Origin of the sequence: Sphingomonas sp. (genome assembly GCF_041661825.1) — a bacterium.
GTDB lineage: Bacteria > Pseudomonadota > Alphaproteobacteria > Sphingomonadales > Sphingomonadaceae > Sphingomonas.
In genome coordinates this window covers 461,517-484,917 of record NZ_JBAZTU010000001.1, presented here as the reverse complement: position 1 = coordinate 484,917, position 23,401 = coordinate 461,517, and the positions used below count along the sequence as shown (strand labels likewise).

Below are 23,401 nucleotides of genomic sequence, written 5' to 3'. Positions count from 1 at the left end.
CGGCTATCCGCCGCGCGCGAATTCGGCGAGCAGCTTCGGATAGTCCGCCATGTCCGGGAACGCGTCGTAACTGTGCTTCGCGGAGGTGGCCGCCCAGGGGAATGCCTCGCTGCGATAGGTCTCGACGAACGGCGCGAACCCGTGCGTATCGTCGAGCATCGTCGCACGCACATTGACGAAGCCCAGTTCGGGGGGAAGGCGGGTGAACACCCAGCTCTTGCACCAGTCGCAATGATGATGGCGGGACTGGTCGCCGTGCAGCCCGCCGATCACCGGCTCGCCCTGGATCACCTCGAACCCGTCGCTCGGCACCGCGACGCTCAGCGAATAGGCGCTGGCGCTCATCTTCTGGCAGCCGGTGCAGTGGCACGCCATGGTCAGCATCGGCGGCGCGGAGATGCGGAAGCGCAGCTTCCCGCAGCGGCATCCGCCCTCCATCGGCAGGGTCATCTCGGCCATTGTCGTCTCCCGTTCGTGCTGGACTCTCCTGTCCTGCCACGGGCACAAAGGTCTCAACAAGGGGAGGGGTGCCATGCCGTTCGCGATTCTGTGGCCGACCTTCACGCTGGTCGCGCTGATCGTCATCATCTGGTTCTGGCTGACGGTGGAACGCGGGCGCCACATCCGGAGCAACCCGCCGACAGCGGAGGATTTCGCCAGTGGCGAGGCGGCATTGCGCTATTTCCAGCCGGTCGAGATGCCGGCGAACAATTTCCGGAATCTGTTCGAGATGCCGGTGCTCAATTTCGCCATCGTGCCGCTGTTGATGATCACGCATCAGGCGAATCATGTGCAGGTGGCGCTGGCCTGGGCGTTCGTGCTGCTGCGGGTTCTCCACAGCTTTATCCACATCGTTGTGCGCAAGGTTCAGCTACGCGCGCCGGTCTATTGGCTGGGCAGCGCCGCGCTGATGGCGATGTGGATCGGTTTCGCGGTCGACATCGCGAGCGCATCCGCCCGCTAACAGGATGCGGTGGCGACTATCGGGATGTAGGGAAGGGGGCGGCCCGCGGACCGCCCCGGCAGGATCAGGCGGCTTCGCCGTTCGAGCTGACCAGGCTGATGTCCGGCGCAGAGGTCGGCGCGCTGCGCTCGAAATTGCGGGCGCCGGCATCGGCCGCGATATGCTTCAGGCGGCCATCGATCGACGCGCCGTTCTCGATCGCGATCGTCTCATATTCGACATCGCCGGTGATCCGCGCCGCGCGCTCGATGGTGAGCTGACGGACCGAGACCGAACCCTCGATCGATCCGGCAAGGCGGGCGACATCGGCCTTGACCGATCCGTTGATGCGGCTTTCCGTGCCCTGCACGATGCTGCCGCAATTCACGTCGCCATCGACACGGCCGTCGATATGCAGGTCGGCCGTCGCGGTGACGTTGCCGGTGATGGTGACGTCGGGGCCGAGCACCGAAAACATGCCACGCTTCCCCGCGGCGTTAGGCTGGGGTGCGGGTGCCGGCGGCAGCGAGATACCCAGATCGCGGCTACCCTTGTTGCTGTTGTTGAACATCGACATTGAATCCCCGGTTACGGTCTGCGAATCGGTTAGATAACTACCATAAGTTACGGTTTCGCCGCATCTTCGATCGTTAAATCGCCCGTGCCATAAGGGGATTGTCGTTAACGGCCGGTTTGAGCAGCGGAACGGCCAATTTGACGGTCGCGACGATCATCGCAGCGGCGCCCAACGTGACGAAGCCGGTAAGGCCGCTGAGATAGCCGAGCAGCGCCAGGGTCGATCCCGCCTGAACCAGGATCGCGATCGTCTGGCTGGGCCGGTCGCGGCACACCAGCGCCAGGCACAGCGCCAGTACATCGGCCAGGAAGAAATAGCGTTCGTGCATCCGCGGCAGCAACCCGGCGGTGACCAACGTCGCCAGCAGTGCGGCCGACAGCAGCGCCCGGTTGTCGAGCGTCTGGGCCGAGAAGCGCGCGATATAGGCCGCCGTCCCGCCGATCGCGGCGGCGGTGGCGAGGCCGACCAGCGGCAGGCCCAGCGGCAGCGCCTGCAGGATCGCCCAGATGTTGGGCGCATTGAACGAGAGCAGCTGGAACGTGTCCGCCTGGCGGAGGTAGATGGTGACGAGATCGGCCGCCGGCCATCCCGCCGCCCAGGCCGGAACCATGGTCGCCAGGGTGACCGCGGGTGCAATCGGCCAGAGCCACAACGGCACCTTGCGCTTGATCAGCAGCGCGAGGAAGAAGGGAGCGACCAGCACGGCCTGCGCCTTGAACGCCACTGCCAGTCCGAACCAGGCGAGCATCGTCGCGTGCCGCCGATCGAGCGCAGCGGCGACGCCCATGATGCAGGGCGCCGCCCACATCGCGTCGCACTGGCCGAGCAGGGTCGCGTTGAGCAGCAGGCTGGGCATCGCGAAGACCAGCGCGGCGGCGCGGACTGGCTGCGGCGCATCGAACCGGATCAGCAGATGGCGGACGGCAAGAGCAAGAACCACGGTTCCTGCGACCGAAAGCAATTTGATCAGCACGATCGCCGGCAACACGCCGGACAACAGGCTGAGCCCCGCCAGCAGATAGAGATAGGCGGGGGCATAGTTGGAAAAAGGCTGCTCGAACGACGCGACCGGGCCAGTGGCGACGATATGGTCGAACCACGGCAGCAGATAGGCCGGCATATCCGTGGTGACCGTCGGCATCGTCACCCACGCCATCACCAGCGCGACGCCGAGCGTCAACGCGATCGACGGCAGAGGCGAGGCAGGCTTGCGAACCATCATCATCCAACGGCCTTGCCCTAACGGGTGTTGAGACTGCGTTAAGGACGACTGTATCGGCTGCTTCCCCGGTTGCGTGCAGGCCTCGGCTGTGTTCCACTGCGATCAACGACAAGCGCCCCGGCACACGGGGGAAAGGTGGGAGGATGGCGACAGCTGCGGTCGAGCGGCCGGTGATTCCGTCGCCACCGGGCTTGCCCGTCGTCGGGCATCTCCACCAGATCGCGCGCGCCGGGCTGATCGGCCACCTCCTCGCCGTCAGCCGCGATTTTCCCGACGGCATCTTCAAGCTCAAGTTCGGCAGCCGCATCGGGCTGTTCGTCACATCGCCCGATCTCGTCGCGGAACTGTGCGACGAGACCCGCTTCCGCAAGATGCCCGGGCCGGGCCTGCGCGTGGTGCGCAAGTTCGCCGGCGACGGCTTGTTCACCGCGTTCAGCGAGGAACCGAACTGGGGCAAGGCGCACCGCATCCTGCTCCCCGCCTTCAGCCAGCGCGCGATGCGCGGCTATTTCGACATGATGCTCGAGGTGGCGGACCAGCTGGTCGGCAAATGGTCGCGGCTCTCCGGCACTGACGTGCTCGTCGCCGACGATATGACCCGCTTCACGCTCGACTCCATCGCGGTCGCGGGCTTCGGTCACCGCTTCAACAGCTTCGAGAAGGAGGAACTGGACAGCTTCCTCGAAGCGCTCGGCCGGGCGCTCGGCGAATCGCTCAACATGATCACCCGGCTGCCGATCCAGCAGCGCTTCGCCAAGAAGGCGATGCGGCAATATGAGGCCGATATCGCCGAGATGAACGCGCTGGTCGACGGCATCATCGCCGAGCGTCGCCTCCATCCAAACGACGGGAAGGACCTGCTCAACCTGATGCTGAGCGCGGTCGATCCGGAGACGGGCGAGGGCCTGGACGACATCAATATCCGCTATCAGGTGCTGACCTTCCTGATCGCCGGGCATGAGACGACCTCGGGCCTGCTCAGCTTTTCGCAGCACCTGCTGCTCCGCCACCCGCATGTGCTGGCCCGGGCCTATGCCGAGGTCGACCGCGTCCTGCCCGGCGACAAGCGCCCCGACTATACCGACGTGGTGAAGCTCGAAGTGATCGAGCGGATCCTGAAGGAAGCGATGCGCCTCTGGCCGACCGCACCCGCCTTCAGTGTGGCGCCGTTCGAGGACACGGAGATCGGCGGCAAATGGGCGATGCGCAAGGATCGGCCGATCAACGTCTTCTCGCCCGGCCTGCACCGCGATCCCGGCGTCTGGGCTGACCCGGAAGAGTTCGACATCGATCGCTGGCTGCCCGAGGCGGAGGCCGCACGGCACCCGCATGCCTACAAGCCGTTCGGCAATGGCGAGCGCGCCTGTATCGGCCGCCAGTTCGCCATGGTGGAGGCGAAGCTCGCGTTGGCCATGCTGCTCCAGAAATTCGCGATCAGCGATCCGCATTCCTACAAGCTGCGGATCAAGGAGACGCTGTCGATCAAGCCGGACGAATTCTACATGCGCGTCCGGCTCCGCGCACCGCATGAGCGGCTGAGCGTCGCCCCTGCAGAGGAGCGGGTGGAGGAAGCGCCCGTCGCCTCGGTCTCCGGCACCGGCCAGCGATTCGCGGTGCTGTACGGCTCGAGCCTCGGCACGGCGCGCGACATCGCCGAGGAGATCGCCGAGCGCGCCAATCTGGACGGCTTCGAGACGATCGTCCGCTCGATGGACGACAGCTTCAAGGGTGGCGCGGCGCCCGAGGACAAGGTGATCGTCATCGTCACCGCCACCTATAACGGCCGCGCGCCCGATACCGCGCTGGCGGTGGAGAAGGCGCTCGATACCGGCGCGTTCGAGGGCGCCGACTGGACTGGCGCGCGCTTCGCGGTGCTCGGCATCGGCAACAGCCAATGGCCCAACTACCAGATATTCCCCAAGCGGATCGACGCCGCGATCGAGGCGACCGGCGCGACCCGCCTGCTGCCCCGCGCCGAGGCGGACGGGCAGGGTGATTTCGACGGCGCGGTTGCCGGTTTCGTGCGCGATCTGTGGAAGGCGCTGGGCAGCGACGCGGCGCCCAGCGAATCCGTCTCGACCCTGTCGCTCCAGCCGGTCGACACCTCGGCCGCCCGCGCCGCCGCCTTGCCGGAACATGCCCAGCAACTCGAGATCGTCGGCAATGACGAGATGATCCGGCCGGCCGACGGCCTGTGGGATTTCGCGAAGGAGCCGCCGCGCCCCTCGACCCGCTTCATCCGCATCCGCCTGCCGCACGGCCAGCACTACCACACCGGCGATCACATCGCGGTCTACGCCCACAACCGCCCCGACCTGGTCGAGCGTGCGATCGACCGGCTTGGCCTGAAGGGCTCGACTCAGCTGCGGGTGGACGGGCAGGGCGGTCGCTTCCGCCATCTCCCGCTCGGCCAGACGGTGACAGTGCGGCAATTGCTCACCGATTTCGTCGAGCTGTCCGACCCGCTGCCCAAACGCGCGCTGTCGGTGATCGCGGGACAGACCCGCTGCCCCAACACGAAGCGGGAACTCGCCCGACTGGAAGAAGCCTTCGATGCCGAGGTCGGGAGCAAGCGCCTGACCCTGCTCGACCTGCTCGACCGGCATCCTGCTGCAGAGCTCTCGCTCGATTCCATGGTCGAGTTGTCGGCAGCGATTTCGCCGCGCTTCTATTCGATCGCCTCGAGCCCGCGGGTCTCGCCCGATGTCGCGGAGCTGATCGTCGGCACCATGGCCGCGCCGGCCTGGTCCGGCCTGGGCGAGCATCGCGGTTTCGCCTCGGGCTATATGCAAGGCGTCGCGCCGGGCGATCAGGTGTTCGGCTATGTCCGCCGCCCCAATCCGCCTTTCGCGCCGCCCGCTGATCCGAGCGTGCCGATGATCCTGATCGGCCCCGGCACCGGCTTCGCCCCCTTGCGCGGCTTCATCCAGGAGCGCGCTGCGCAGAAGGCTGCGGGCGAAGATATCGCGACCAGCCTGCTCTTCTTCGGCTGCCGCCATCCCGACCACGACTGGTTCTGTCGCGACGAGATCGAAGGCTGGGCCAGGGACGGGGTGATCGACCCGTATCTCGCCTTCTCCGCCGTCGAGAGCCACCCATGGAAATTCGTCCAGGACGCGCTCTGGGCCGAACAGGACCGCGTCTGGGCCGCGCTCAGCGCGGGCGCGCAGATATTCCTGTGCGGCGACGGCCGCTTCATGGCGCCCGCCGTGCGCGACACGTTGATCCGCATCCAGATGCAGCAGGCCGGCGACGAGCATGCGCAAGGCTCGGAATGGCTCGAGGAACTGATCGAGGACGGACGCTTCCACCAGGATGTGTTCGGGTTTGGGAAGTGAGATCCTCCCCGGCACGGGGAGGGGGACCGCGCGCTTCTTCAGCGCGTGGTGGAGGGGGGCTTCCACGGGCGTACCGCCTGCGGAAGCCCCCCTCCACCAGCTTCGCTGGTCCCCTTCCCCGTGCCGGGGAGGAGTAGGGAGAAAGAGATGCTTCAACTATCGGGCCAGGACGCGTCGTTCGTCTATCTGGAGACCCCGCACACGCCGATGCATATCGGCTCGGTCGCGATCTACGATCCCTCCACCGCGCCCGGCGGGTTCGTCCGCTTCAAGGATGTCCTCAATTTCATCGGCTCCCGCCTCTCCGGCGCGCGCAGCTTCCGCCAGCGTCTCGTGCGGGTGCCGTTCGATCTCGACCATCCCTATTGGATCGAGGATCCGGAGTTCGACCTGGAATTCCACGTCCGCCACATCGCGCTGCCCAAGCCCGGCGACTGGCGCCAGCTCTGCATCCAGGTCGCGCGGCTCCATTCGCGCCCGATGGACCTCAATAAGCCGCTCTGGGAATTCACCGTGATCGAGGGCCTCGACAATGTCGAAGGCCTGCCCCCCGGCTGCTTCGCTTTGGTGTCGAAGGTCCACCACGCCGCGGTCGACGGCATGTCGGGCGTCGAAATGTCCACCGCCGTCCATGATCTCGACGCGACCATGACGCCGCCCAAGGAAGCGGACGAATGGAAGCCCGAGCATATGCCCAATGTGGCCGACCTGCTCACCCGCAGCTATTTCAACTCGCTGCGCCAGCCGATGCGCGTGGTCGAGACGATCGGCCGCTCGCTCCCCGGCATGGCCAAGCTCGCCGCGACCGTCGGCAAGGGCGAAGTCAGCCTGTCGAACACCAAGATGGCACCCAAGACCCGCTTCAACGGCAAGGTCTCGCCGCACCGGGTGTTCGACGCAGTGCCGTTCAAGCTGGCCGATATTCGCGCGATGAAGAACGCGGTGCCCGATGCGACGGTCAACGACGTGATCCTGGCCATCGTCGGTGGCGGTCTGCGTACCTATCTGGAGGACAAGAACGAGCTGCCCAAGGAATCGCTGACCGCGATGGCGCCGATCTCGGTGCGCGGGGAAGGAGAGAAGGCAGCGCTCGGCAATCTGGTCTCGGCGATGGTCATCCCGCTCGGCACGCACATCGCCGATCCCCTCGAACGGCTGAAATATGTCCATGACGAAGCAGTCAATTCCAAGGCGATGACCAACGCCGTCGGCGCGCGCAGCCTCGCCGATTACAGCCAGCTCATCCCCTCGGGCCTCGCCGGGCTTGCCGCGCGGCTCTACACAAGGGTGGGTGCCGCCAATACGCACGCACCGGTGTTCAACACGGTCGTCACCAACGTGCCCGGCCCGCGCGTCCCGCTCTATTTCTGCGGCGCGAAGATGCTGGCGAGCTACGGGACGGCCCCGGTCTTCGACTCCATGGGCCTGATCAACCCGGTTTATTCCTATGGCGACACCATCGCGATCTCCTTCACCGCCGACCGCGACATGATGCCCGACCCGGAAAAATACGCGGCGGCGCTCCAATTGTCCTTTGATGCGTTGAAGGCGGCGACACTCGGCGGAACGGAACCAGCAAAACCCAGAGCCCCGCCCAGGCCAAGGGCGACAGCGAAACCCAAACCCAAACCGGCGATGAAGCCGGCCGCAGCCGGGCGCAAACCGGTACCCCGCAAAGGAGCGAAGTGATGGCGGACAAGAAGAGCACGACGGAAAAGGTCAAGGACACGATCAACGAGAAGATCGTCGATCCCGCGAAAAAGGCCGGCGAGGCGATGAAGGCATCGGGCGCCAAGGTTGCCGAAGGCGGATCGACCGTCAGCATGAAGCTGATCGACCAGGCCGAAAGCAACGCCCGCCAGGCCTTCGCCGCGCTGCGCGCTGCCGCTGCCGCCAAGGATCTGTCCGAAGTGATGAAGGTCCAGGGCGACTATCTGCGCGACCAGGGCAGCCGCAGCATGACTCAGGCCCGCGAGATCGGCGAACTCATCATGCAGATCGGCCGTGACGCGGTTCAGCCGCTGAAGGGCAAGGACTGACCTGTTCCTCCCCGGCACGGGGAGGGGGACCGCCCGCCTTCTTCAGGCGGGTGGTGGAGGGGGCTCACCACGAGAGTACCGTTTGTGGAAGCCCCCCCCTCCACCAGCTTCGCTGGTCCCCCTCCCCGTGCCGGGGAGGAGCCAAAAGCTACGCATGCCCCGCAAACGGGTAGACCAGCGCCTTCAGCCCGCTGCGCTCGAACGGCCGCCATTCCCCGTCCGCCTGGGCCAGACGGTCAGCGATCGCGTAGAGCACCGCCGGGTTCACCCCGAGCCCGCAATGGCTGCCATGCACTTCGATATTGTCCGTCTCCGGCCCGCGCGGTTCGATGCAGTTCTGCCACGCGACCACCCCGTCCTCGCGCGAATAGATCGCAGTCGAGGGCACCGGCGGCACTTCCTCGCTCTCGCGCATCTGGCTGCGCACCGAAGGATCGTCGATCTTCTGACCGGTCAGCACCTCATAGGCGCGCCACACATTGGTCGCGCGCGGGGTGCCGGTGAAGGGCGATCCCAGCGAGATCACCTGCCGCACTGCCTCGGGCGCCCGGCGGGATAACTGGCGCGCCATCACGCCGCCCAGGCTCCAGCCGACCAGGCTGACCTTCTGGCCGGTCGCCCCATGGATCTGGCGCAGCCGCTCCACCAGCTTCTCGCCCTCATAGCCGATCGCCTTGGGTCCGAGATTGCGACCGAGCCCCCATTCATGCGCATCATAACCGAGGTTGCTCAGGAAGCGCCGCAGCACCGTGGTCGACCGGTCGCTGGTCACGAAGCCCGGCAGCACCATCACCGGATGCCCGTCGCCGCGCGGCGCGGTGGCGAGGATCGGGGCGGCCAGCCCGAGCGAGCCGAACTCGGCCAGCGCCCGCGGCAGCTCGGTAAAAGCCAGAAGCGCTGAAGGCGGCCGTATCTCGTCGGCCTGAACTGCTGTCATTCGGTCATCCTTCCTTCTGCGTGCAGTCTAAACCCGCTGCATTGCAATATGGTTCATTCATCCAACCCGAACGCGCGGTGGTGCGCCGACACCCGCGCGACATCATGCGCGAGGATGGCAAGGTCGTGCGGCTTGCCGTCGCGGTCGCGGACATGGTCCTTCAGCAGCGCTTCGGCGCGGAAGCCCAGGCTCTCGAACAGCATCACCGATCCGATCTGGTCGGGCGTCATCTGCGCGGTCAGCTTCTCGAGCCCGCGCTCCATCGCCACCGCATAGATCGCCTCGAGCAGGTCGCGCCCGATGCCCGATCCACGCTTGCCCGGCGCAACGAGCAGCCGGATCTCGCCGACATGCGCGCTCCACCCCAGCGGATCGCGCACCAACGCCGCGGTGCCGACGAACGCCCCGCCATCCTCGGCGATCAGGCTGTCGATCCAGCCTTCCTCGATCGCCGACTGCCAGGCATCGACGACGCGCGGATGCTTCAGGTCGCGGCCCAGGAACAGCAGGTCATGCTCGGGCAGGGTATTGGCGAAGGCGAGCATCGCGTCGCGGTCGCCCGGTGCGAAGCGCCTGATGTGATGGCTCAAACCGAACGCTCCCCCAACCAGTCGACCAGCTTCGGCCAAAGCCGCTTGATCGCATTGCCGCCGGCGACAAGGCTGACATGGCCGCCCTTCATTGTCACCTGTTCCTTGTCGAGCGATCCGATCTTGTCGATCAGCGGCGCCGAGGCTTCGGACGGCACGATATGATCGTGCTCGGCGGTGACGTGCAGGAACGGCGCGGTGATCCTGCCGAGATCGACCGGCCTGCCGCCCACCTCCATCGTGCCATGGTTGAGCTCATTGCCCCACATCAGCTTCTTGGTCGTCTCGCGGAAATATTCGCCCGCGAGCGGCAGCGTGTCGCTCGCCCAGCGGTCGAACATGCGGAAGGATTTGACATATTCCTCGTTCCAGAGGTTGTCGATCAGCCGGATATTCCCCGCGATCCGCGCGCCCGGCCGCAGCATGTCGAACGCGGTGTAGAGATAATCCGCCGGGCAATTGCCGAACGTATCGACCAGTCGGTCGACATCGAAGAAGCGCTTGTCCGCCCAGGCCTGGAACATCTCCATCTTGGAGAAGTCGACCGGCGTGGTGAAGGTGACGAGGTTCTTCATCGGCGCGTCCGGGTGCAGCGCCGCCCACAGGAGCGACAGCACCCCGCCGAAGCAATAACCGACCATTGTGAATTCGTCCTCGCCGGTCTCCTGCTGCACCCGCGCGACCGCGTCGGGCAGGAAATCCAGCACATAATCGGCGAGCGTCAGGCCCTTCTCGTCGGCACGCGGCGGCGACCAGTCGATCATGAACACGTCGAACCCGGCCTTGAGCAGATATTCGACCAGGCTCTGCCCGGGCACCATGTCGAAGATGTACCCGCGATTGGTCGTCGCCATGACCAGCAGCAGCGGCACCCGGTACACCTCGTCGGTCATCGGGCGATAATGGTACAGGTTCATCGTGCCGCGCTGGATCAGCAGGTCCTTGGGGCTGGCCCCGAGCACCGGCGCGGGCGAGGCGAAATAATCGAGGCCTTTGAAGTTGCGCTGAAGCGCGCGGTCGAACGCCGTGCTGGCCTGGGTGAACAGGTCGGGGGCGTTTTGCTCGGCCATGGTCAGCGCTGCGACACGCTCAAGCCGGTTTGCCCGGCGGTTTGCGGGTGCGCTTCGGCTTGGGCCGTTCCGGCGGCGCGATCCCGGCCTGGGCCATCAGCAGCGCCTCGATCCGCCCGACCGAGTCCTCGATCCGCCTGACCCGCGCGGAAAGATCCTCCACCTCGCTGCGGCTCGGCATGTTGGCGGCGGCGAGCGCCTTGTCCATCATCTGGTGCGCGGCCGCCTGGGCGGTCATCGTCGCGCTGTTGGCGCCCTGCATCACGCGCGAGAATTCGCCCGACTTCATCACCTGGCCGCCGAACTGGTTGGCCATCTGCTCCCACTGGCCGAGCATCTCGCGGAAAAACGCGCCTGGATCGGGTGTGGTCGTCATGCGGGCACATCCTTTACCCGCTTTCACCATCCGTCAAGCGAGCCTGCCGCGCAGCATCGCTGCAGCAATCAGTTGCCGGTCGTGCCACTCACCGGCGTCGGCCCCGCCGCCGTAGCATCCAGCGTCGAATCCCCGCCCAGCACGCGGTAGAGCGTGACCAGATTGGTCGCCGCCGTCAGCTGGGTCGACACCAGCTGCCGCCGCGCCGAATAGAGCGATCGCTGCGCGTCGAGACTGTTCAGGAAGGTATCGATGCCGCCGCGATACCGCGCGTCGGACAGCCGGTAATTGTCGGCCGAAGCAGAGGCGAGCGCTTCGCCGGCCCGAACCTGATCGGCAATCGTGCCGCGCCGCGCCAGCGCATCGGAGACTTCGCGGAACGCCGTCTGGATCGCCTTCTCATAGCCGGCCAGCGCCGCATCGCGCTGCGCTTCGGACAGGCGGACATTCGCCCGGCCCGCGCCCGCGTTGAAGATTGAGTAACTCGCATTGGCGCCGGTCGAGTAATTGAACGACCCGCCCTTGAAGAGGTCGCCCAGCGCCCCGCTCGCCAGCCCCAGCACCGCGGTCAGCGAGATGCGCGGGAACAGCGCCGCGCGCGCCGCGCCGATCTCGGCATTGGCGCTGCGCAGCTGATATTCGGCCTGCACCACATCGGGACGGCGCAGCAAGATGCCGGAATCGACCCCCGCCGGCAGCTCGGCGACGGTCTTGCCCGCTTCCTCGATCGATCCGGGCAACAGGGTCGGGTCGATCGGCGCGCCGACCAGAAGCCGCAGCGCGTTGATGTCCTGCGCGACATTGGTGGTCTGCTGCGCAAGGTCGGATTGAGCGGTGGCCAGCACCGTCTCGGCCTGACGCAGGTCGGTGCGCGGCGCGATGCCGCCCTCCAGCCGCGCCCGGGTCAGCTTGACACTCTGCTCCGCGCTCTTCGCCGTATCCTGCGCGATCGCCTGAAGGCTCTTGTCCGCGCCATAGGTCAGCCAGGCGCTGGCGATATCGCCGACCAGGGTCAGGCGGGTCGCCCGCGCCGCCGCCTCGGTTGCGAAATAGCTGTTCTGCGCAGCGGTGCTCAGCGATCGGATCCGGCCGAACAGGTCGAGCTCGAACGCCGTGATCCCGCCATCGACCGAGAAATTCGTCCGGTCGCCCGCGCCATTGCCATTGTCCGAATGGGTAACGCCGGCCGATGCGCCGACCGCCGGGAACAGCTCGGAGCGCTGGATGCGATATTGCGCGCGCGCCGCCGCGATGTTCGCCGCCGCGATGCGCAGGTCGCGATTGTTGGTCAGCGCCTGCTCGATCAGCGCCTGCAAGCGCTGGTCGCGGAAGATGTCGCGATAGGTGACGGCGGGCAGCGCGGCCTCGCTCTGCTTCAGGTAGGAATCGCCGACCGGCCATGATGGCGGCACCGGCACGTCGGGCCGCACATATGTCGGCGCCATCGAACAGGCGCTTAGCGAAGTAGCCGCAAGCAGCAGGACGAACCGGCGCATCATGCTTTCTCCCCCTCAGGCTGTTCGGGGGGGTGGGCAGGGGGCGCCGGATGCTCGTGGTGCAGATGCGCCAGCACGTTGCGCGTGCCGCGGCGCACCAGCACGAAGAACAGCGGGATGTAGAAGATCGCCAGGATCGTCGCGGTCAGCATGCCGCCGATCACCGCCGTGCCGATCGCGACGCGGCTGTTCGCCCCGGCACCGGTCGAGATGGCCAGCGGCAGCACGCCGAAGATGAAGGCAAGGCTGGTCATCAGGATCGGGCGGAGACGGATACGGGCCGCCTCCAGCGCTGCCTCGATCACGCGCTTGCCCTGCTTCTCGGCCTGTTCGGCGAACTCGATCATCAGGATCGCGTTCTTCGCCGCCAGGCCCATGGTGGTCAGCAGGCCGATCTGCAGGAACACGTCATTCTCGAGGCCCCGCAAGGTCACCGCGAACACCGCGCCGACCAGGCCGAGCGGAATGATCAGCAGCACCGCGATCGGGATCGTCCAGCTTTCGTAGAGTGCGGCAAGGCACAGGAACACGACCAGCAGCGAAAGCGCGTAGAGATAGGGCGCCTGGCCCGAGGACAGCCGCTCCTGATAGGACAGGCCGGCCCAGGCCACGCTCGTGCCCGGCAGTTGCGCGGCAAGCTCTTCCATGCGCGCCATCGCTTCGCCCGAGCTGACGCCCGGCGCTGCCTGGCCCTGTAACTCATAGGAGGAGAAGCCACCGAACCGGCTGAGCGACGAAGGGGCCGTGCCCCAGGTGACATTGGCGAAGGACGAGAAGGGCGCCATCTCGCCGGTCGATCCACGAACGTACCAGGCGGCGATGTCGTCAGGCGCGGCGCGGTACGGCGCATCGCCCTGGACATAGACGCGCTTCACGCGGCCGCGATCGTTGAAGTCGTTGACGTAACGGCCGCCCCAGGCGGTCGACAGCGTCGCGTTGACGTCCGCCTGGCTCAGCCCGAGCGTGCTCAGCTTTTGCGGGTCGACATCGACCTTCAAGGTCGGCTGATCCTGCAGGTCGGTCGGGCGGACTGCCTGAAGCGACGAGTCAGCCCGCGCCGCAGCGAGCAGCTTGTCGCGCGCTGCCTTGAAGTCCTGACGGCTCAGGCCGCCGGTATTCTGCAGCTCCATCTGGAAACCGGCCGACTGGCCGAGACCCCGTACCGCCGACGGCACCGTCGCGTAGAATTCGACGTCGCGCAGGCCACCCAGCGCCTGGGTCGCGCGCCGCGCGATCGCATCGGCGCCGTTCTTCACGCCCTTGCGCTCCGCCCAGTCCTTGAGCGCGACGAAGCCGCGCCCGGTATTCTGGCCGCCGCCGCCGCCGCCGGCGACCGTCATGATCGCGTCGGTATTCTTGCTCTCGGTCTTGAGGAAATATTTCTCGATCTCGCGCTGCGCCAGCTGAGTCTTGCCGATCGTCGCGCCCGGCCCGAGGTTGAACTGGATGCTCGTCGTGCCCTGGTCCTCGGTCGGCAGGAAGCCGGTCGGCAGCTTCACGAACATGATCGCGAGGATCACCACGGTGACGCCGTAGATCGCCAGGAACAGGATCTTGCGGTCGACCACGTTGGCCACCGCCCTGGTGTACCGGTCCTGGTTGCGCTCGAAATTGCTGTTGAACCAGGTCTTGGCCGCTTCCATCCGGTGCTGGATCCACCGGATCGCTTCATATTTGCTCTCGCGATGCTCCTCCTTGCGCTTGAGCATGGTCGCGGTGAGCGCCGGGGTCAGCACCAGCGCCACCACCACCGACAGCACCATCGCCGACACGATCGTGACGGAGAACTGGCGATAGATCACGCCGGTCGATCCGCCGAAGAACGCCATGGGCAGGAACACCGCGGACAGCACCAGGGCGATGGCGATCAGCGCGACGGTGATCTCGTTCATCGACTCGATCGTCGCGTCGCGCGGGCTCATGCCCGGATTTTCCTCCATCAGGCGTTCGACATTCTCCACGACGACGATCGCGTCGTCGACCAGCAGGCCGATCGCCAGCACCAGGCCGAACATGGTGAGCGTGTTGATGGTGAAGCCGGCAATCGCGAAGATCGCGAAGGTGCCGAGCAGCACGACCGGGACCGCGATCGTCGGGATCAGGGTCGCGCGCCAGCTCTGCAGGAAGATGAACATGACGATGACGACCAGGATGATCGCCTCGATCAGCGTCTTCACCACCTCGTCGACCGACAGCTTGATGAACTCAGTCACGTCCTGCGGGAAATCATAGGCGAAACCGGCCGGGAATTTCTTCGCCTGCGCGGCGATCTCGGCCTTGACCAGCTCGGCGGTCTTGAGCGCATCCGCGCCCGGCGCAAGGCTGACGGCGATGCCGGCGCCGGGATGGCCGTTGATCCGGCTGACGATGCCGTAATTCTCGGATCCCAGCTCGACCCGCGCGACATCCTTCAAATGCAGGGTCGATCCGTCGGGCTGGGTCTTCACGACGATATTGGCGAACTGCGCCGGCGTCGACAGGCGGCTCTGCGCGGTCACGGTGGCATTCAGCGCCTGGTCGGGGCTGTTCGGCACGCCGCCCACTTCGCCCGCCGCGACCTCGGCATTCTGCGCCGTGATCGCGGAGACGATGTCGCTCGGCATGAGCGAATAGCTCGCGAGCCGGTCCGGGTTGAGCCACACGCGCATCGCATATTGCGATCCGAACACGTTGATGTCGCCCACGCCTTCCAGGCGGCCGATCGGCTCCTGCAGGGTGGAGACCATGTAATCCGACACGTCCTGGTTGGTCCGCGTATCGGTCGTGTCGAAGATCGCGGCGACCATCAGGAAGTCGGGGTTGGACTTGGTGACGGTCAGGCCCTGCTGCTGCACCTGGGAGGGCAGGCGGGGCAGCGCCTGCTGCACCTTGTTCTGCACCTGCACCTGCGCGATGTCTGGGTCGATGCCCTTGGCGAAGGTCGCGCTGATGTTCACGCCGCCGCGCGAGTTCGAATTGGAGCTGAAATAGAGCAGCCCGTCGATGCCGGTCAGCTGCTGCTCGATCACCTGGGTGACGCTGTTCTCCAGCGTCTCGGACGACGCGCCGGGATAATTGGCGCGGATGTTGACGTTGGGCGGCGCCACGTCGGGGAACTGCTCGATCGGCAGGGTGAAGATCGCCCCGATGCCCGCCAGCATGATGATGATCGCGACGACCCAGGCGAAGATCGGCCGGTCGATGAAGATGCGTGAAATCACGGGGCGATCAACCGGGCTTCTGGCCGGTGGCGGTCTTGCCCTGCCCCTGGCCCCGACCCTGGGGCGGTCCGACCCGTTCCGGCTGGCTCGCCGGTACCGGCCGCACGACCTGGTTGGGCAGGGTCTTGCCGACGCCCTGGACGATCACCTTGTCGCCCCTGCTCAGGCCCGAAGTGACGACCCAGTTCGTGCCGATCGCGCGCGTCGCGGTCACGCTGCGCTGGAGCGCCTTGTTGCCCGGCCCGACGATGAACACCGTCGCATTGCCCTTGGGGTCGCGCGACACGGCCGGCTGCGGAATCAGGAAGGCATTATTGTCGATCGACTGGGCGAAGGTCGCCCGCACGAACATGCCCGGCAGCAGCTCGCCCTGCGGATTGGCGAAGCGCGCGCGCAAGGTGACGGTGCCGGTCGTGGGGCTCACCACTACTTCGGAGAATTCGACGGTACCGGCATAGCCGTAATCGCTGCCGTCCTCGAGCTTCAGGCGCACTTCGGCATTGGCCGGGGTGTGGCCGCCGCTGGCCAGCTCGCGGCGCAGGCGGAGCAGGTCGGCGCTGGACTGCTGGATGTCGACATACATCGGGTCGAGCCGCTGGATCGTCGCCAGCGGATCGGCCTGGTTGGTCGTGACCAGCGCGCCGACGGTGTAAAGCGACCGCCCGATCCGCCCGGTGATCGGCGCGGGAACGGTGGTGAAGCGAAGGTTGACGCGCGCCGTGTCGAGCGCGGCGCGGTTCTGCGCGACGGCGGCCTGGGCCTGGCGTGCCTGGGCGAGCGCGTCGGTATAATCCTGCTTGGCCACCGCTTCGATATCGGCGAGCGGCTTGTAGCGATCGGCCTTGATGCGCGCTGCCTCGGCGCTGGCGGCGGCACTGGCGAGATTGGCCTGGGCCTGGTTGGTCGCGGCGCGGTAAAGGCTGGGGTCGATCTGATAGAGCGGCTGGCCCTGCCGGACGAGCGCACCTTCCGTGAAGAAGCGGCGATAGATTACGCCCGATACCTGCGGACGGACCTCGGAGCTCTCATAGGCCGTGGTGCGCCCGGCCAGCTCGGTGGTGATCGGCACGCTGGTCGGCTGGATGACGACGAAGCCGACCTGGGGCGGGCCCTGCGGTCCGCGGCGGCGCCCGCCGCCGCCCTGTTCCTGCGTCTCGCCCTTGCCGCAGCCGGACAGCAGCAACACCGCGGCAAGCGCGGCAAGCGAAGACATACGCACAGGGTCAAGCGATCGCACGGTCATTCTTTCTCCATCGCTTCAGACCGTGTCCGCACAATGCGATGGGAAATCCCCCGCGAGAATGTGCCGAACAACGCGCCTCAGCTCTTGGTTCCTCTCCTGTACGCGGTGGCACAGGCAAATGCTTTGTTTATCCTATATCCTATATCTTACCGGAGCTTCGCGATAGACAGGCCGTCGGCCTTGGCGCGATCCTTGGTAGACTCCTCGCTTCGCTTCAGCGCCTTGGCTATCGCCTTGAGCGCCATGCCTTTTTTGGCGAGGGTGTGGAGTTTCTGGATTTCGTCGCTCGTCCAGGGCTGACGATGACGTTCGAACTTGTCCTGGCTCATGACGGGCGGCCCTTGCGCTTGAGCGACACCAGCGCCTGGTCGAGCGCCGAGAGGAAACGCGAGCGATCCTTCTTCGAAAAGGGTGCTGGCCCGCCGATCGCGTCGCCGCCGGCGCGCAGATCGGCCATGATCGCGCGGGTCGCGATGGCCGCACCGATCGAGCTGGTGGTGAATGGTTTGCCGGTCGGCGCGATCACCGTGGCGCCTGCCTTAAGGCACCGGTCGGCAAGGAGAATATCCGTAGTAATGACCACGGCAGCGGGGTTCGCGCGCTCGGCGATCCAGTCGTCGGCGGCATCGAACGCGTCGCTCACCACCATCCGTTCGACCAGCGGATGAACCGGAATACGCATGATAGAGTTACTCACGATGGCCACCGGCACCTCATGGCGAAAGGCCACTTTATAGACCTCATCCTTTACGGGGCATGCGTCTGCATCCACAAGGATTCGGATTGTCGCAAAGTGTGTCAGGCCTGTTACTCCCGTTCAGATACTTCGCCAGGCAGCCGGCCGACCTCGATGATCTCGATCGCGTCGCCGACGCCGCCAAAGTCGATCAGGTCGCCGGCCTCGGCGCCCATCATCGCTTTCACCAGCGGCCCGGTAAAGGCGATGCGCCCCGCCGCCGGATCGGCCTCGTCGCTGCCGACGATGTGGATCGTGCGCACCGCGCCGTTGAGGCGGAAGGTGACGCTAGTGCCGAACGCGACCTCCTCGCCGCTCGGCTCGGGCGCCACGATCGCGGTCGTCTGGCGCGTGTTCCAATAGCGCAGTTCGCGCTTCAGCACCTCGCGCGCGACATCGTCGGCTTCGGCCTCGATCGCCGCCTCCAGCGCCATCACCCGCGCATCCATCAGCGCCAGGCCGCGCGCCGTCACCAGGTTCGGCCCCGGCGGCAGCGGCAGCTCGAATTTCGGCTCCCTGTGCTCCTCGTCGCTCTCGCGGCGGAATGCGACGCTCATGATGTCCTCCCGGGGGCAAAGATCGACGGACGCAACGATCCCGTCGGCGCTTCCTTCAACCATTCAAGCACGGCCTCGATCCGTGCGAGCCGCCGCATGTCGCTATGCGTCACCAGCCAGAAGCTGCGCACGATATCGACCTGGTCGGGAAACAACATGGTGAGGCCTGGATCCTGGTCGGCGATGAAGCTGGGCAGCACGCCGATTCCGGTGCCGTTGGCGATCGCGCTATACTGCACGTTGATGCTGGTCGAGCGGAGATTGGCGTCCAGCCCCGGCGCGACCTCGCCCAGATAATCGAGTTCCGGCGAATAGAGGAATTCGGGAACATAGCCGATCAGCGTGTGCCGGCTCAGCTCCTCGATCGAACCGATCGGGCCATGCATCTCGAGATAGCCCGTCGCGGCATAGAGCCGCAGCCGGTAATCGGCGAGCTTCGCCGCGATCAGCCGGCCATGCCGCGGCCGCGCCATCATCACCGCGATATCCGCCTCGCGCTTCGACGGGTTGAGGAAGCCGGACGCGGTGACCAGGTCGAGCCGGATATCGGGATGCCGCTTGCGGAACTCGGGCAGGCGCGGCGCCAGCACCCAGGTCGCGACGCCCTCGGCAACGCTCAGCCGGACATGCCCGCTCGCCTGGGTTGATCCGCCGCCCACTTCGCCCAGCGCATGAAGCGCGGTGCTCTCGATCGTCTCGGCATGCGCGAACAGTGCCTGGCCCTGCTCGGTCAGCCGCCGCTCGCCGGCCTCGACCTCGAACAATTCGGACTGAAGCGCCGCCCCGAGCCGCCGCAACCGCCGGCCGACCGTCGTCGCATCCATCCCCAAAGATCGCGCCGCAGAAGCCAGATGCCGCGACCGCGCCACCGCCAGGAAAATCCGCAGGTCGTCCCAATCGAACATTCAGCCGCACCCGTTCCTGTCGTGTCGCCCGATCACCCCACCCCCACCGTCACCTCGGACTTGTTCCGGGGTCCACCGGGCCGCGCATCAAACGGCCTGAGGCTCTGGCGGCACGCTGGATGCCGGAGCAGCCCAACGACGAAAAGTGATCGCGAACGAAACGCGCCCTGCATAATTGCAGCCCTCACATGCACGGCTGGCGCCCTGCCTGCAAATTCCCAAGGGTAAAGGGCGATCACCTCCTCCCCGTTCGGGCTGAGCTTGTCGAAGCCCTGCTCTGTCTCTTGCGCCGACCTCCCGGCAGTCTGGTCAGGCGATGGATACTCCTCATCACCTCGGAAACGGCGAAGGATAGGCAGCAGGCCGGGCGCGTCATCGTCGGCGCATCGACTGGTTCAGAGACAGCTCGATCCCCGCTTCGCGGAGATCGCAAGATGTGTGCGGTGTAGCCCAAATTTAGCGTATTTAGTAAACTGGCACCCTAACTCCGCAAGGGCTCGCTTCGCTGTTTAAGCCCGTCGCTATCGAGGATCATCGCGGCTAGGAGTGACGCCTCGCGCCTGATACTCTCCCCCGAAAGGGGAGGCGGATAGGTCATGGGGTGCCGGAAGTGCAATGAGAGATCGTGACGCCTTGGCGCGGTATTACCGCGAACTCCGAGAGAAAAAAGGGTCGGACGACCGCGACCGGTGGGTCCTGCAAATCAAAGAACTTCGTGTCACGCACAATTGCAGCAATCTTGATGCAGAGCGCGCCGCGTTAGCTGAGCCAATCTGGAGGCGATGGGTCGAACACTACATCAATCAGGATTCTCGTTGTGCAAAGATGGCCCGCCTGCACATTCGCATCAATGGCGACGCCGCTCTCATCGTTGAAAAGGACGGTAAGCTGGCGGTGCGCTAGTGTCTCGCAGCGGCCCCCTCGCTGTCTGGCTAGCTACGTATATAGGTCCCTAAGTTTCCACTCCTGAGTTCCGTTCCGGTGACAGTCCACTCAATTGACCCCCCGTTCCGGTGACAGTCCACTCAATTGACCCCGCGCATCACCTGCCACGCCATAGTAGTAGCTCCTTGGCGGCGGTGTGTTTACGGCTGATGTGAGCCCTACGCCGCCTGCCGCGCTTCCTCGACCATGGGACGGATGCCAAGCATCTCGGCCACCGAGCTATCAGGTGTTTGTAGCGCCAACGTCCACCGCAACGACCAATGCGGCTCACTAACGCGCTAACGGCTTGCGGCGGGGTGTAGGCAAACTTGTACGCTGATATGGTGGATAGCGCAGTACAACGTCCAACGTGCTCTAGCGGCTATAGCTGGCTTGAATGACCATAAGTACCATGACACGAACGATAGCCGACCAAGTACGAAATTCATTGTCAATCACTGTTAGTACAGCTAACCAACAACAGCGGGAAAGATAGACCGACCAAACGTTAGCCCTTCTGGAAGGGGCCTTCGTGGCAGAGGCAAGGCCTACCTTTCCCGCATCTCGCAAATCTTACGAGTAGGCCTCTCGACCCTGAGATGTTCTTAGACCCATCTACTGGAGTCTCGCAAGCGCGAAGAGATAGCCGACCATGAACAAGGGCCATTTCCAGCCATTGGTCTCGCGCACGGTGACCGCGACGGGTGCGCGCTTGAGGTAATAGCCCGCCTGAGCCCGCAAACTGATCGAGGCGCTGGAATTACGGCGACCGTCTTTTAATTGGCGTCGCGGTGGCAGTCGCTCTGCGGCTCTGCAACAAGCATAACGCCGGAGTTCGCCGAAGCTCACCGCAAACCCCGCCCACCCTGCAAAATCGCAGCCCCAACCTGCACCCCCAGCACCTTGCCTGCAAATTTCCCAAGCGTAAGGAGGATCCAGAAAAGTTTTGGGAAGGTTGGATATGCGCCTCATCGATCATCACGTCGCAGGCCTTACGGGCGGCGGTTCGGGCCGTACGGCCGATGTGTTCAACCCCAATACCGGCCAGGTCCAGGCGACCGTCCAGCTCGGCGACCAGGCCGTGCTCGATGCCGCTGTCGCCGCCGCGCAAAAGGCGCAGCCGGCCTGGGCCGCCACCAACCCGCAACGCCGCGCCCGCGTGATGTTCAACTTCAAGGCGCTGGTCGAAAAGAACATGGACGAGCTCGCCGAGCTGCTCTCGTCCGAACATGGCAAGGTCGTCGCGGATTCGAAGGGCGACATCCAGCGCGGGCTCGAGGTGATCGAATTCTGCTGCGGCATCCCGCACGTGCTGAAGGGCGAGTACACCCAGGGCGCCGGCCCCGGCATCGACGTCTATTCGATGCGCCAGCCGCTCGGCATCGGCGCCGGCATCACTCCGTTCAACTTCCCCGCGATGATCCCCTTGTGGATGTCCGGCGTCTGCATCGCGACCGGCAACGCCTTCCTCCTCAAGCCGAGCGAGCGCGATCCCTCGGTCCCGGTGCGCCTCGGCGAGCTGTTCCGTGAGGCCGGCCTGCCCGAGGGCATCTTCCAGGTCGTCCACGGCGACAAGGAAATGGTCGACGCGATCCTCGATCATCCCGCCATCGCCGCGGTCAGCTTCGTCGGCTCGTCCGACATCGCGCATTATGTCTACAATCGCGGCGTCGCGGCGGGCAAGCGCGTCCAGGCGATGGGCGGCGCCAAGAACCACGGCATCGTCATGCCCGATGCCGATCTCGATCAGGTCGTGGCCGATCTCTCGGGCGCTGCCTTCGGTTCGGCTGGCGAGCGCTGCATGGCGCTGCCAGTCGTGGTGCCGGTCGGCGAGAAGACCGCCATCGCGCTTCGCGAAAAGCTCATCCCGGCGATCGCCGCGCTTCGCGTCGGCGTCTCGACCGACAAGGACGCGCATTACGGCCCGGTCGTGAACGCCGCGCACAAGCAGCGCATCGAGAACTGGATCCAGACCGGCGTCGACGAAGGCGCCGAGCTGGTCGTCGACGGCCGCGGCTTCGCGCTTCAGGGCCATGAAAAGGGCTTCTTCATCGGCCCGTCGCTGTTCGACCATGTCACACCCGACATGCAGGCGTACAAGGAAGAGATTTTCGGCCCCGTGCTGCAGATCGTCCGCGCCGACGACTTCGAGCACGCTCTGCGCCTGCCGAGCGAGCATCAGTACGGCAATGGCGTCGCCATCTTCACCCGCAACGGCCATGCCGCGCGTGAATTCGCCGCGCGCGTCAATGTCGGCATGGTCGGCATCAACGTGCCGATCCCGGTGCCGGTCGCCTATCACACCTTTGGCGGCTGGAAGCGCTCGGCGTTCGGCGACACCAACCAGCACGGCATGGAAGGCGTGAAGTTCTGGACCAAGGTCAAGACGGTCACGCAGCGCTGGCCCGATGGTGGGGTGGGCGACGCCGCCAACGCCTTCGTCATCCCGACCATGGGGTGAGGGGCTTGACCCGCGGTCTCGGTCTTCTGGGCTGCGCTCTGGCGCTGGCTTTGCCGATGCCGGGCAACGCGCGTCCTGATTCCCCAGCGAGCCCGGTGGTCGGACCGAGCAGCCTCTGCTTCAAATATAGTCGCTTCGATCTTGTTGAGGGGGAAAGCGCTGCCGATTTCGGCGCTGGAACCGAAACCATGTCGCTCAAGGTAACGGCGCGGACTGGATCATTCCGGATCGGCGAGAGTGAAATATATGTGCAGCCCAGGCGGAGGGGGCGCCTGGTCTTTTCCGCCGAGGGCACGTCGATATATCGCACGGAGCAAGGCAGCGATGTTGGCTATGCCGTCTACGGCCATGCGGATTTTCTGGGCGATGGCGACCGCCACATAGTGTCGCTCAGTGGTCCGTCCTTTACCGGCGGGAAGGGAGACGCAGCGATCTATCGTCGAGTCCGGATCGGCGACTTCAGCGCGACGAAGTGCGGCATGCGCTACCTGTATGGCTGGGACGTCATTCTTTCCGCGATGGAGGGTAAACCGTGACCCTTCGCCCGGAAAAGGCGGCGCCTCAGGCCGGGACCACCTCGCCGGCCTTCGCTGCGGCGCAGGTCGCGGTGCGCGGTCGTGGCGGCTCATGATTCAAACGGCGCCGCAAAAGTGCTGAACTCGCCTGCGCCGATCCGTCAATGAGGCTCCAGTTTTTGCCCGGAAGTATATCCACGATTTACTTAAGCGACTCTCACATTGTGCAAGTAATCATAAAGAATAAATCCTCTAATACTAGCCGGACAAGG

General features: G+C 65.6%; 22 protein-coding genes. 7 read left to right on the top strand and 15 right to left on the bottom strand.

Annotated features, from left to right (window positions below):
• Positions 1 to 3 precede the first annotated feature (3 nt).
• Positions 4 to 459, bottom strand: coding sequence for a GFA family protein (locus WC729_RS02065; RefSeq protein ID WP_372849020.1), 456 nt, complete (start codon positions 457 to 459; stop codon positions 4 to 6).
• Between the two features lie 73 nt (positions 460 to 532).
• Here WC729_RS02065 and WC729_RS02060 point away from each other — a divergent pair, with 73 nt between their 5' ends.
• A complete protein-coding gene (locus WC729_RS02060) occupies positions 533 to 964 on the top strand; it encodes an MAPEG family protein (RefSeq protein ID WP_372849018.1) in 432 nt (143 codons plus the stop codon).
• Between the two features lie 64 nt (positions 965 to 1,028).
• Here WC729_RS02060 and WC729_RS02055 read toward each other — a convergent pair whose 3' ends face one another.
• Positions 1,029 to 1,520: a polymer-forming cytoskeletal protein gene (locus WC729_RS02055; protein ID WP_372849016.1), complete on the bottom strand. Its 492-nt coding sequence runs from the start codon at positions 1,518 to 1,520 to the stop codon at positions 1,029 to 1,031.
• Between the two features lie 73 nt (positions 1,521 to 1,593).
• Positions 1,594 to 2,739, bottom strand: coding sequence for a hypothetical protein (locus tag WC729_RS02050; protein ID WP_372849014.1), 1,146 nt, complete (start codon positions 2,737 to 2,739; stop codon positions 1,594 to 1,596).
• A gap of 146 nt (positions 2,740 to 2,885) precedes the next feature.
• On the opposite strand from WC729_RS02050, the gene WC729_RS02045 reads away from it, so the two are divergent.
• The 3 genes from WC729_RS02045 (at position 2,886) to WC729_RS02035 (ending at position 8,119) form a co-directional block, all read left to right on the top strand.
• Entirely contained in the window at positions 2,886 to 6,080 is a 3,195-nt protein-coding gene (locus WC729_RS02045; protein WP_372849012.1) for a bifunctional cytochrome P450/NADPH--P450 reductase, read from the top strand.
• Between the two features lie 147 nt (positions 6,081 to 6,227).
• Positions 6,228 to 7,769: a wax ester/triacylglycerol synthase family O-acyltransferase gene (locus WC729_RS02040; protein ID WP_372849010.1), complete on the top strand. Its 1,542-nt coding sequence runs from the start codon at positions 6,228 to 6,230 to the stop codon at positions 7,767 to 7,769.
• Positions 7,769 to 8,119, top strand: a complete 351-nt coding sequence (locus WC729_RS02035; RefSeq protein ID WP_372849008.1) for a phasin family protein — start codon at positions 7,769 to 7,771, stop codon at positions 8,117 to 8,119. The genes WC729_RS02040 and WC729_RS02035 overlap by 1 nt, the downstream gene beginning before the upstream one ends.
• Positions 8,120 to 8,267: 148 nt before the next feature.
• Here the strand turns inward: WC729_RS02035 and WC729_RS02030 are convergent, their stop codons facing one another.
• The 11 genes from WC729_RS02030 to WC729_RS01980 form a co-directional block, all read right to left on the bottom strand.
• Positions 8,268 to 9,056 carry an esterase/lipase family protein gene (locus WC729_RS02030; RefSeq protein WP_372849006.1) on the bottom strand — a complete coding sequence of 263 codons (789 nt, stop codon included), beginning with the start codon at positions 9,054 to 9,056 and terminating at the stop codon, positions 8,268 to 8,270.
• Between the two features lie 53 nt (positions 9,057 to 9,109).
• A complete protein-coding gene (locus tag WC729_RS02025; RefSeq protein WP_372849004.1) occupies positions 9,110 to 9,646 on the bottom strand; it encodes an N-acetyltransferase family protein in 537 nt (178 codons plus the stop codon).
• On the bottom strand, positions 9,643 to 10,716 hold the full coding sequence (locus tag WC729_RS02020; protein ID WP_372849002.1) for an alpha/beta fold hydrolase: 1,074 nt from the start codon (positions 10,714 to 10,716) through the stop codon (positions 9,643 to 9,645). The genes WC729_RS02025 and WC729_RS02020 overlap by 4 nt, the downstream gene beginning before the upstream one ends.
• Positions 10,717 to 10,735: 19 nt before the next feature.
• Positions 10,736 to 11,092, bottom strand: coding sequence for a poly(R)-hydroxyalkanoic acid synthase subunit PhaE (locus WC729_RS02015; protein ID WP_372849000.1), 357 nt, complete (start codon positions 11,090 to 11,092; stop codon positions 10,736 to 10,738).
• Between the two features lie 68 nt (positions 11,093 to 11,160).
• A complete protein-coding gene (locus WC729_RS02010) occupies positions 11,161 to 12,591 on the bottom strand; it encodes an efflux transporter outer membrane subunit (protein WP_372848998.1) in 1,431 nt (476 codons plus the stop codon).
• Positions 12,588 to 15,788: an efflux RND transporter permease subunit gene (locus WC729_RS02005; protein WP_372848996.1), complete on the bottom strand. Its 3,201-nt coding sequence runs from the start codon at positions 15,786 to 15,788 to the stop codon at positions 12,588 to 12,590. Before WC729_RS02005 ends, WC729_RS02010 begins: the two co-directional genes overlap by 4 nt.
• Positions 15,789 to 15,795: 7 nt before the next feature.
• On the bottom strand, positions 15,796 to 17,001 hold the full coding sequence (locus tag WC729_RS02000; RefSeq protein ID WP_372848994.1) for an efflux RND transporter periplasmic adaptor subunit: 1,206 nt from the start codon (positions 16,999 to 17,001) through the stop codon (positions 15,796 to 15,798).
• Between the two features lie 176 nt (positions 17,002 to 17,177).
• Positions 17,178 to 17,360, bottom strand: a complete 183-nt coding sequence (locus WC729_RS01995) for a hypothetical protein (protein WP_272625575.1) — start codon at positions 17,358 to 17,360, stop codon at positions 17,178 to 17,180.
• Entirely contained in the window at positions 17,357 to 17,815 is a 459-nt protein-coding gene (locus WC729_RS01990; RefSeq protein WP_372850977.1) for a YaiI/YqxD family protein, read from the bottom strand. Before WC729_RS01990 ends, WC729_RS01995 begins: the two co-directional genes overlap by 4 nt.
• A 23-nt stretch (positions 17,816 to 17,838) precedes the next feature.
• Entirely contained in the window at positions 17,839 to 18,324 is a 486-nt protein-coding gene (locus tag WC729_RS01985) for a GreA/GreB family elongation factor (RefSeq protein WP_372848993.1), read from the bottom strand.
• Positions 18,321 to 19,229 carry a LysR family transcriptional regulator gene (locus WC729_RS01980; RefSeq protein WP_372848992.1) on the bottom strand — a complete coding sequence of 303 codons (909 nt, stop codon included), beginning with the start codon at positions 19,227 to 19,229 and terminating at the stop codon, positions 18,321 to 18,323. Before WC729_RS01980 ends, WC729_RS01985 begins: the two co-directional genes overlap by 4 nt.
• A 615-nt stretch (positions 19,230 to 19,844) precedes the next feature.
• Here WC729_RS01980 and WC729_RS01975 point away from each other — a divergent pair.
• The gene (locus tag WC729_RS01975) at positions 19,845 to 20,132 is read left to right on the top strand and encodes a hypothetical protein (protein WP_372848991.1); all 288 of its coding nucleotides are present in this window, start codon (positions 19,845 to 19,847) and stop codon (positions 20,130 to 20,132) included.
• A gap of 636 nt (positions 20,133 to 20,768) precedes the next feature.
• Here the strand turns inward: WC729_RS01975 and WC729_RS01970 are convergent.
• Positions 20,769 to 20,894 (bottom strand): hypothetical protein, encoded by a 126-nt coding sequence (locus WC729_RS01970; RefSeq protein ID WP_372851029.1) that lies wholly within the window; start codon positions 20,892 to 20,894, stop codon positions 20,769 to 20,771.
• A gap of 220 nt (positions 20,895 to 21,114) precedes the next feature.
• Here WC729_RS01970 and WC729_RS01965 point away from each other — a divergent pair, with 220 nt between their 5' ends.
• Together WC729_RS01965 and WC729_RS01960 are read left to right on the top strand one after the other, a co-directional pair.
• Positions 21,115 to 22,614, top strand: a complete 1,500-nt coding sequence (locus WC729_RS01965; RefSeq protein WP_372848990.1) for a CoA-acylating methylmalonate-semialdehyde dehydrogenase — start codon at positions 21,115 to 21,117, stop codon at positions 22,612 to 22,614.
• Positions 22,615 to 22,619: 5 nt separating this feature from the next.
• Positions 22,620 to 23,150, top strand: coding sequence for a hypothetical protein (locus WC729_RS01960; protein WP_372848989.1), 531 nt, complete (start codon positions 22,620 to 22,622; stop codon positions 23,148 to 23,150).
• Positions 23,151 to 23,401: the final 251 nt, after the last annotated feature.

What these genes read in the sequence shown, in the direction of transcription:
- WC729_RS01995 (WP_272625575.1), bottom strand. Translation starts at nt 17,360, where the DNA reads ATGAGCCAGGACAAGTTCGAACGTCATCGTCAGCCCTGGACGAGCGAC.
- WC729_RS01980 (WP_372848992.1), bottom strand. Translation starts at nt 19,229, where the DNA reads ATGTTCGATTGGGACGACCTGCGGATTTTCCTGGCGGTGGCGCGGTCG.
- WC729_RS02030 (WP_372849006.1), bottom strand. Translation starts at nt 9,056, where the DNA reads ATGACAGCAGTTCAGGCCGACGAGATACGGCCGCCTTCAGCGCTTCTG.
- WC729_RS02000 (WP_372848994.1), bottom strand. Translation starts at nt 17,001, where the DNA reads ATGTCTTCGCTTGCCGCGCTTGCCGCGGTGTTGCTGCTGTCCGGCTGC.
- WC729_RS01975 (WP_372848991.1), top strand. Translation starts at nt 19,845, where the DNA reads ATGAGAGATCGTGACGCCTTGGCGCGGTATTACCGCGAACTCCGAGAG.
- WC729_RS02015 (WP_372849000.1), bottom strand. Translation starts at nt 11,092, where the DNA reads ATGACGACCACACCCGATCCAGGCGCGTTTTTCCGCGAGATGCTCGGC.
- WC729_RS01985 (WP_372848993.1), bottom strand. Translation starts at nt 18,324, where the DNA reads ATGAGCGTCGCATTCCGCCGCGAGAGCGACGAGGAGCACAGGGAGCCG.
- WC729_RS02020 (WP_372849002.1), bottom strand. Translation starts at nt 10,716, where the DNA reads ATGGCCGAGCAAAACGCCCCCGACCTGTTCACCCAGGCCAGCACGGCG.
- WC729_RS02060 (WP_372849018.1), top strand. Translation starts at nt 533, where the DNA reads ATGCCGTTCGCGATTCTGTGGCCGACCTTCACGCTGGTCGCGCTGATC.
- WC729_RS02065 (WP_372849020.1), bottom strand. Translation starts at nt 459, where the DNA reads ATGGCCGAGATGACCCTGCCGATGGAGGGCGGATGCCGCTGCGGGAAG.
- WC729_RS02050 (WP_372849014.1), bottom strand. Translation starts at nt 2,739, where the DNA reads ATGGTTCGCAAGCCTGCCTCGCCTCTGCCGTCGATCGCGTTGACGCTC.
- WC729_RS02045 (WP_372849012.1), top strand. Translation starts at nt 2,886, where the DNA reads ATGGCGACAGCTGCGGTCGAGCGGCCGGTGATTCCGTCGCCACCGGGC.
- WC729_RS02010 (WP_372848998.1), bottom strand. Translation starts at nt 12,591, where the DNA reads ATGATGCGCCGGTTCGTCCTGCTGCTTGCGGCTACTTCGCTAAGCGCC.
- WC729_RS02035 (WP_372849008.1), top strand. Translation starts at nt 7,769, where the DNA reads ATGGCGGACAAGAAGAGCACGACGGAAAAGGTCAAGGACACGATCAAC.
- WC729_RS01965 (WP_372848990.1), top strand. Translation starts at nt 21,115, where the DNA reads ATGCGCCTCATCGATCATCACGTCGCAGGCCTTACGGGCGGCGGTTCG.
- WC729_RS02055 (WP_372849016.1), bottom strand. Translation starts at nt 1,520, where the DNA reads ATGTCGATGTTCAACAACAGCAACAAGGGTAGCCGCGATCTGGGTATC.
- WC729_RS02040 (WP_372849010.1), top strand. Translation starts at nt 6,228, where the DNA reads ATGCTTCAACTATCGGGCCAGGACGCGTCGTTCGTCTATCTGGAGACC.